Here is a 4,461-nt window from a genome sequence, read left to right as displayed (position 1 = left end):
CCCCGCAGGAGCCGCCCCAGGGGCCCGTGGAGCCCTCCGGCCCCACGGTGCCGCCGTCCAACACGGACGCCGGGCTTCCCCAGTGACGGCCTTCGCGTATCGCAAGGGCTCGCTGCACGCGGAAGGGGTGCCCCTGTCGGCCATCGCGGACGCGGTGGGCACGCCCACCTACGTCTATTCCGCCCAGGCCCTCACGGAGCGCTTCCGCGAGGTGACGGAGGCGTTCGCCGGCCACCCGCACCTCATCTGCTATTCGGTGAAGGCCAACTCCAACCTGGCCATCCTGAAGCTCTTCACCGCGCTGGGCAGCGGTTTCGACATCGTGTCCGGCGGAGAGCTGGCCCGCGTGAAGCAGGCGGGCGGTGACGCGGGCAAGACGGTGTTCGCCGGCGTGGGCAAGACGCCGGAGGAGATGGCCCAGGCCCTCGTCTCCGGCATCCGGCTCTTCAACGTGGAGAGCGCGGAGGAGCTGGAGGCGCTGGATGCGGTGGGGCGCAGGGCGGGCCACCGCGCGCCGTTCGCGCTGCGGGTGAACCCGGACGTGGATGCCCGCACGCACCGCTACATCGCCACCGGCCTGAAGACGTCCAAGTTCGGCGTGCCCTTCGAGGAGGCGGTCGCCCTCTACGCGAAGGCGAAGAAGATGAAGGGCGTGCGGGCGCTGGGGCTGGACTGCCACATCGGCTCGCAGCTCACGCGCACGGCGCCCATGCGCGCCGCGCTCACCAAGGTGGCGGACCTCTACGTCACGCTCAAGGCCAAGGGCCACGCGCTGGAGTACCTGGACGTGGGCGGCGGCCTGGGCATCACCTATTCGGACGAGACGCCCCCCAGCCCCCAGGAGTACGCGCGCACGGTGCTGGCCGCGGTGAAGCCCACCGGGGCCACGCTGCTCTTGGAGCCGGGCCGCTCGCTCGTGGGCAACGCGGGCGTGCTGCTCACCCGCGTGCTGTACCGCAAGCCCACCGAGGCGCGCACCTTCGTGGTGGTGGACGCGGGGATGAACGACCTCATCCGCCCGGCCCTCTACGAAGCGCACCATGAATTCCTGCCCCTGGTGAAGCGCCGGGGCAGGGACGTGCAGGTGGACGTCGTGGGGCCGGTGTGTGAGTCCACCGACGTGCTGGCGAAGGCGCGCGCCCTGGTGCTGCCCCGCCAGGACGACCTGTACGCCTTCATGAGCGCGGGGGCCTACGGGATGAGCATGGCTTCTACCTACAACTCGCGGCCCCGGCCGGCCGAGGTGCTGGTGGACGGGGAGGCGTGGCGCGTCGTGCGCGAGCGCGAGCGCGTCGAGGACCTCTGGCGCGGCGAGCGGGCCTGAACGTATAAGCGCCGACATGAAGACCTTCCAAGGCTCCATGACGGCGCTGGCCACTCCGTTCCTGAACGGGGCGCTGGACGAGGGGGCCTTCCGGGCCCTGGTCCGCGCCCAGCTTGAAGGCGGCACGAGCGTGCTGCTGCCCATGGGCACCACGGGCGAGGCCGTCACCCTGGATTCGGATGAGCGCGCGCGCGCCATCGCCGTGGTGGTGGACGAGGTGAAGGGCCGCGTGCCGGTGGTGGCGGGCGCGGGCAGCAACAGCACGCGAGAGACCGTGGACTCCGTGCGCCGCGCGCGCGAGGTGGGCGCGGACGGCGCGCTCATCGTCACGCCCTACTACAACAAGCCCACGCAGGCGGGGCTCGTGGAGCACTACCGCGCCATCGCGAAGGCGCACCCGGGCTTCCCGCTCATCGCCTACAACGTGCCGGGCCGCACGGGCGTGGACCTGCTGCCGGAGACGGCGCTCAAGCTGTGCGACATCCCGGAGGTCGTGGCGCTCAAGGAGGCCACCGGCAACCTGGCGCGCGCGGTGGACCTGGTGGAGCTGTGCGGCGACCGGCTCACGCTCCTGTCCGGCGACGACTTCACGGTGCTGCCCTTCATCGCGTGTGGTGGCCAGGGCGTCATCTCCGTGTCCTCCAACGTGGCGCCCCGGATGATGGCGGACCTGGTGGCGGCGGCGCGCGGCGGCGACATCGCGAAGGCGCGAGCGCTCCAGGTGCGGATGAACGCGCTGCACCGGCTGCTCTTCGTCGAATCAAACCCCATCCCGGTGAAGTGGGCGCTGCACCTGATGGGGATGTTCGGCCCGGAGGTGCGCCTGCCGCTGGTCCCCATGGGCGAGGCGAACGCGGCGAAGCTGAAGGACGCGCTCGCGCACCTGGGCTTGTTGAAGGGCTGAAAAGCGTTCCCCACGCCGTCCCCCCGTCGTCGCTGGAGCACACGCGCCATGATCCGCACCGTCATCACCGGCAGCACCGGCCGCATGGGCAGCACGCTGCTGCGCCTGGCGCGCGACGCGAAGGACCTCCAGGTGGTGGGCGCCACGGTGCGCCCGGGCAGCCCGGTGGCGGGGCAGGACGCGGGGCTCGCGGCCCGGCTGGGCGCGGCGCTGGACGTGCTGCTCATGGACGACCTGGACCGCGCGCTGGAGTTCTCCAAGGCGGACGTCGTCGTGGACTTCACCGGCCCCCAGGCGAGCCTCGCGCACGCGAAGACGTGCGCCGAGCGCGGCGTGCCGCTGGTGGTGGGCTCCACGGGCTTCACGGAGGACGACAGCGCGGCGCTCCGGGTGCTCGCGCGCAAGGTGCCCATCGTCGCGGCGCCCAACATGTCCGTGGGCGTCAACCTGATCATCGGCGTGGCGGCGGAGCTGGCGCGCGTGCTGGGGCCCTCGTTCGACGTGGAGGTGCTGGAGGCGCACCACCGGATGAAGAAGGACGCGCCCAGCGGCACCGCGCTGAAGCTGGCGGAGGTGCTCGCGGAGGCGCTGGGGCGCACGCGCGATGACCTCACGTTCGTGCGCGACGGGCAGACGGGCGCCCGCCCCCCGGGTGAGATTGGCGTGCAGGCGCTGCGCGGCGGAGACGTGGTGGGCGAGCACACCGTGTACTTCTTCGGAGAGGGCGAGCGCATCGAGCTCACCCACCGGGCGACGAACCGGGACCAGTTCGCGCAAGGGGCGCTCCGGGCCGCGCGGTGGGTGGCGCGCCGTGCGCCGGGGCTCTATGACATGGCCGACGTGCTCGGACTCCAGGGGAAGACATGACCGCCCGTTACTGCCGCTTCCAGGTGGATGGCCGCGCCAGCCATGGCCGCGTCGACGGCACCGAGGTGGTGGTGCTCACCGCCGCGCCGTGGGCCGGAGGCAAGGAGACGGGGCTGCGCCGGTCGCTCAAGGGCCTGACGCTGCTCGTTCCGTCGGATGCGTCGAAGGTCGTCTGCATCGGGCAGAACTACCGCAAGCACGCGGAGGAGATGGGCAAGCCCGTCCCCACCGAACCGCTCATCTTCACCAAGCCCTCCACCGCGCTCAACGGCCCGCTTTCGCCCATCCGCATCCCCAAGGCGAGCCAGGAGGTGCACCACGAGGCGGAGCTGGCGCTGCTCATCGGTGAGCGCGTGAAGAACGCCGACGAGGCCACCGCCGCGCGCGCCATCTGGGGCCTCACCGCCTTCAACGACGTCACCGCGCGCGACATCCAGCGCAAGGAAATCCAGCACACCCGCGCCAAGGGCTACGACACCTTCGCCTGCGCGGGCCCCTGGGCCGTGACGGGCCTGTCCCCGGCGGACCTGCGGGTGGTGTGCCGGGTGAACGGACAGGTGCGCCAGGATGGCCGGACGTCCGACATGGTGTTCAGCCCCGCCCGCCTGGTGTCCTTCATCTCCCACATCATGACGCTGCTGCCGGGCGACCTGGTGAGCACGGGCACCCCGTCCGGGGTGGGCGTGCTGGTGGCGGGGGACACGGTGGAGGTGGAGCTGGAGGGAATCGGAACCCTGGTGAACCCGGTTGAGATGGAGCCTTGAGTGCGACCGTCTATGTAGGTCTGGGTTCCAATGAGGGCGACCGCGAGGCCCACCTCGTGGCCGCCCTCTCCGCGATGTCCTGCATCGACGCGGTGGCGGTGCTGGGCTGCTCGTCGCTGTACGACAGCGCCCCGGTGGGCCCCGCGCAGCCCCGCTTCCTGAACGCCGTGGTGGCGCTGGAGTGCGAGCTGTCCCCGCAGCGCCTGCTGTGCATCCTGCAACGGATTGAACAGGACCTGGGCCGCCGCCGCCTCCAGCACTGGGGGCCGCGCACCATCGACCTGGACATCCTCCTGTGGGACGAGGAGGAGCGCTCCGTCGTCGCGGACGCCAACCTCCAGGTGCCCCACCTGGAGCTGCACAAGCGCCGCTTCGCACTGGAACCCCTGTCGGAGCTGGCCCCCTGGGCCCGGCACCCGGTGCTGGGCGTGACGGTGCGGGAGCTGCTCGCGAAGCTCGCCCCCCAGGACGTCCGCAAGCGCGAGGCCCTCTGCTGGCCCGACGTGGGCGCCCGTTTCCCCGTGCACGAACTATGAGCCTGTCCCTCGCCCTGGCCACGGCCGCGCTGCTCGCGGCCGAGCCCACCCCCCTGCCTCCTGGCC

At 71.9% G+C, this 4,461-nt stretch carries 5 protein-coding genes; all 5 read left to right on the top strand.

Annotated elements, in window-relative coordinates:
• Positions 1-82: 82 nt before the first annotated feature.
• The 5 genes from lysA to folK are packed head-to-tail and all read left to right on the top strand — an operon-like array spanning position 83 to position 4,395.
• Positions 83-1,324: a diaminopimelate decarboxylase gene (lysA, locus tag D7Y13_RS39050; protein WP_120585609.1), complete on the top strand. Its 1,242-nt coding sequence runs from the start codon at positions 83-85 to the stop codon at positions 1,322-1,324.
• 16 nt (positions 1,325-1,340) lie between these two features.
• The gene (gene dapA / locus D7Y13_RS39045) at positions 1,341-2,228 is read left to right on the top strand and encodes a 4-hydroxy-tetrahydrodipicolinate synthase (protein WP_120537081.1); all 888 of its coding nucleotides are present in this window, start codon (positions 1,341-1,343) and stop codon (positions 2,226-2,228) included.
• Positions 2,229-2,276: 48 nt separating this feature from the next.
• Positions 2,277-3,095: a 4-hydroxy-tetrahydrodipicolinate reductase gene (gene dapB / locus D7Y13_RS39040; protein ID WP_120537080.1), complete on the top strand. Its 819-nt coding sequence runs from the start codon at positions 2,277-2,279 to the stop codon at positions 3,093-3,095.
• A complete protein-coding gene (locus D7Y13_RS39035) occupies positions 3,092-3,859 on the top strand; it encodes a fumarylacetoacetate hydrolase family protein (RefSeq protein ID WP_120537079.1) in 768 nt (255 codons plus the stop codon). The genes dapB and D7Y13_RS39035 overlap by 4 nt, the downstream gene beginning before the upstream one ends.
• Positions 3,856-4,395, top strand: coding sequence for a 2-amino-4-hydroxy-6-hydroxymethyldihydropteridine diphosphokinase (gene folK, locus D7Y13_RS39030; RefSeq protein ID WP_120585610.1), 540 nt, complete (start codon positions 3,856-3,858; stop codon positions 4,393-4,395). Before D7Y13_RS39035 ends, folK begins: the two co-directional genes overlap by 4 nt.
• The last annotated feature ends 66 nt before the right edge of the window (positions 4,396-4,461 follow it).

Origin of the sequence: Corallococcus praedator (assembly GCF_003612125.1) — a bacterium.
Taxonomy (GTDB): domain Bacteria; phylum Myxococcota; class Myxococcia; order Myxococcales; family Myxococcaceae; genus Corallococcus; species Corallococcus praedator.
The sequence above is the reverse complement of the archived record's forward strand: the minus strand, read 5'-3'. Positions and strand labels throughout refer to the sequence as shown.

Bases quoted from the DNA above. Each gene is read 5' to 3' on its own strand.
- dapA (WP_120537081.1), top strand. From the start codon at position 1,341: ATGAAGACCTTCCAAGGCTCCATGACGGCGCTGGCCACTCCGTTCCTG.
- dapB (WP_120537080.1), top strand. From the start codon at position 2,277: ATGATCCGCACCGTCATCACCGGCAGCACCGGCCGCATGGGCAGCACG.
- D7Y13_RS39035 (WP_120537079.1), top strand. From the start codon at position 3,092: ATGACCGCCCGTTACTGCCGCTTCCAGGTGGATGGCCGCGCCAGCCAT.